Here is a 3,396-nt window from a genome sequence, read left to right on the forward strand (position 1 = left end):
CGGCGTGGGCGGGGGCCGCCAGCGGCTGCCGCCCGGGGGCGTTCTCCGCGGGCTCCGGGCTCGCGCAGGCCGCCGTCCCGGCGAGGGCCACGGCCGCCAGCGCGGCGAGCGCGCGACCCCGGCCGGTGAGTCGTGGGTGCTTCTGGCGTTCCTCCATGGGGCGCCAACCTACCCGTTCGGGGCCCGCGATCGCCGCCCGCACCGCCGATCCGGCATCCGAAGCACCCGCGAGCCGGTGCGTGGTCAGAGCTGTACGGCGCGCACTCGGGCGGAGGCGTCGCCGGTCAGCGGATCGCACCCGTCCCGGAAGGCACGCCGGGCGCGGCCGAGAAGGGGCGCCCGCGCCGTTCCCCTTCCGTGCCGACTATCGTGCCGATTTCCGTGCCGACTTCCGCGCCGGCGCCGGCGGGCCCGCCAGCTCGTCGCGGAAGAAGGCGCGTACGGCGTCCAGGACGTCGAACCCGTTGTGGGCCGCGCCCGGCACCACGTCGAACCGCACCGGGATGCCCGCCGCCTCGAAACTGCCGCGCAGGCTCTCCAGCCGGTCGATGCGGTTGGCCCCGGCGGCGTCGGCGCCCTCGACCCACAGCTCGTCCCGCTCGGTGACGGTGATCTCCCACGTGTCGGTGTCGTCCGCCCCCACGACCATCTGCACGGCGACCCGGCGCATGGCGTCGACGTCGAGCCGTACGCCGAACTCCTCGCTCACGCCCCCGGTGCCCGCCCACCACGGCCAGCGCGGGTCGAGCAGGGTGACCAGGCCGGGCGCGCCGATCGAGGCCGCGCGCAGCCGTTCGGGATGCAGGTAAAGGAAACGGTGCACGAACTGGCCGCCGCCGGAGAAGCCGTGCATGAGCAGGCGCGAGGCGTCGACGCGGTACTTCGCGGCGACCTCGTCCACCATCGCCAGCAGGATCCGGTCGAACCTGATGCCTCCGTACCCGATGAACTTGTAGTCGTGCAGCTCCGTACGGCGGCCGAGGCCGGCGGGGAACAACGGCGCCAGCACGATGCAGTCGTGCTCGTCGCAGAAGGCGGCGAACCGGTCGCGGTACTCGCTGGCCGTGCGGTCGGTGCCGTGCACGGCCACGATGAGGTCGTACCGTTTTGTCCCGGTCTCGTCGTAGTCCTCCGGCACGTAGAGGCAGTAGGAGAATCGCGGGTCCAGCGCGCAGGCGAAGAACGGGGTGCGGCCCAGGTCGTAGTAGCTGAGGTCGATCCCGTGCCGGCGGCTCACAGGGCCGGCCGCCAGGACTCGCCGGCGTACCAGGGCAGTGCCGCCGTCACCGCCGCCCCCACCTCGAAGACGGTGTGGTCGTCGTACGGCCGGCCCACCACCTGCACGCCGGTGGGCACGCCCTCCGACGAGCGGCCGGACGGCACGCCGAGCACGGGACAGCGGCTGGCGAGGTTGAACGGCACCGTGAGCGGGGCCTCCAGGTTGTGGTCGAGCCTCACCCCGTCCACGACCAGCGGCGTCTCCACGTAGTCCTCCCCCGCCAGGAACGCGGGCGTGCCGGAGGCGGGGCAGACGAGCGCGTCGAAGCGTCCGAAGAGGCGGGCGAGGTCGGCGTGAACCTGGCTCTCGATCTTCAGTGCGCCGTAGAAGCCCAGTTCGGCGACGGCCTTGAGGCTCCGGTCGAGGAAGTCGCGGACGTAGCGGGTGACGCCGTCGCCGTGCGCGGCCATCTCCTCGGCGATGATGGGCCCGAAGATGGCGCCGTAGTGGGCCCAGGCCGCCCGCATGATGTCGGCGCGGCGCCACGGCAGCTCCACCTCCTCGACGACGGCGCCCGCCTCGGTCAGCGCCGACACGGCGTCCCAGGTCGCGGCGACGACGTCGGGCTCGACGGGATAGTCGCCGAGGTGCACGCAGACGGCCACGCGCCGCCCCTTGAGCGACCCCGTGTACGGCGGGATCGGCGCGGGCGCGGGCACCGACACCGGGTCGCGCGGGTCGTGGCCGGCGATCACGTTCTGCAGCAGCGCGCAGTCGGCCACGGTTCTCGCCATCGGCCCGTCGTGGCAGTAGTGGTCGAGGTTGTACGGCGGCAGCGCGGGCACCCGGCCGTACGGCGGCTTGAACCCGACCACGCCGTTGAACGCCGCCGGGATGCGGATCGAGCCGCCGATGTCGGACCCGGTCGCGAGCATCGCGGTGCCCGCCGCCAGCGCCGCCCCCGAGCCGCCCGACGAGCCGCCGGAGGAGTGGCCGAGGCTCCACGGGTTGCGGGTGACGCCCCACAGGTCGCTGTGCGTGAACCCGGCCGCGCAGAACTCGGGGGTGGTGGTCCTGGCGTGCACGATGCCGCCGGCCGCGACGATCCTGCCGACGATGGGGTGGGTCTCCCCGGCGACGTTGTCCCGCAGCAACATCGAGCCGTCGCGCAGCGGGTGCCCGGCGATGGGCTGCTCCTCCTTGAGCGCGACCGGCAGCCCCTCGAGCGGCCTGGCCGTGCCGCGCGCGTACCGGTCGGCGGCCTGCCTGGCCTGGTCCATGGCCTGGTCGAACCAGCGTTCCGCGAACGCGTTCACGCTCGGCTCGATGTGCTCGGCCCGTTCGGCGACGGCGGTGAGCAGTTCGGCGGGCGACAACGTCCGGTCGGCGAAGGCCGCGAGCGCGTCCGTCGCCGTCATGTAGACGAGCTCGTCCGGGCGCGCGGACCCGGACGGACGGACGGGCTCGTTCGCGTGCGTGCGCCCGGACGGGCGGGCGGGCTCGGTCATGAGGCCTCCTTGAGGTCGTAGACGGTGTAGCCGCCGCGGTCGGGCGGGCCCGCGCAGACGTGCAGGCGGCGGGCGCGGATCTCGGCGACCGTGGAGACGACGGTCGCGACGTTCAGCTCGGGGGCGTCGGCGGCGTGGTGGCACAGGGCGTCGGGAGCGCCGTGCCGGTCGGCCAGGACGGCGGCCAGCTCCGCGGGCCCGGCGTGCGGCCCCGCGGCGGCGAGCAGCGCCTCCAGCCTGGCCTGCCGGGCGCGCGAGTTGCGCATCCAGGACTGCGGGGCGTTCTCGTGCGTGGCCAGCTCCCCGAGAAAGTGGTTGGTGTGGGTGAGGACTCCCGCGGACGGTTCGAGCACGCCCACACCGCCCGGGATGGTCTCCAGGTCCAGAGCCCCTCCCTCGTCGGCGATGAGCAGGTTGCGCGGTCCCGACCTGGGCACCGCCGTGACCGCTTCCGCCGCGCGGAACCGGTCCCGCTCCCCCAGCGCCAGGCGCGTCAGCAGGTAGCGCGGCACGCCCACACCCCACTGGTCCGTACGCAGGAAGTTGCCGAACACGGCGACGCCCGCGTCGTTCATGCCGTGGTGGCCGAGTTGCCCGGCCGGGGTCACGGTGATCAGCGCGGGCCCGGCGGCCGGACGCCTGCGCAGCACGACGAACAGCGGCCCCACC

The 3,396-nt window shown here is 74.3% G+C and carries 3 protein-coding genes; all 3 read right to left on the reverse strand.

What is annotated here, in order from left to right:
- Positions 1–364: 364 nt before the first annotated feature.
- The gene (locus E1267_RS43095) at positions 365–1,237 is read right to left on the reverse strand and encodes a PHB depolymerase family esterase (protein WP_220449946.1); all 873 of its coding nucleotides are present in this window, start codon (positions 1,235–1,237) and stop codon (positions 365–367) included.
- Positions 1,234–2,727, reverse strand: coding sequence for an amidase (locus E1267_RS43100; protein ID WP_132342004.1), 1,494 nt, complete (start codon positions 2,725–2,727; stop codon positions 1,234–1,236). The genes E1267_RS43095 and E1267_RS43100 overlap by 4 nt, the downstream gene beginning before the upstream one ends.
- The coding region (locus tag E1267_RS43105; RefSeq protein ID WP_220449947.1) for a C45 family autoproteolytic acyltransferase/hydrolase at positions 2,724–3,396 on the reverse strand (673 nt) is incomplete at its 5' end. The genes E1267_RS43105 and E1267_RS43100, both read right to left, overlap by 4 nt.

The organism is Nonomuraea longispora (assembly GCF_004348345.1).
Lineage (GTDB): Bacteria > Actinomycetota > Actinomycetes > Streptosporangiales > Streptosporangiaceae > Nonomuraea > Nonomuraea longispora.

What these genes read in the sequence shown, in the direction of transcription:
- E1267_RS43100 (WP_132342004.1), bottom strand. Translation starts at nt 2,727, where the DNA reads ATGACCGAGCCCGCCCGCCCGTCCGGGCGCACGCACGCGAACGAGCCC.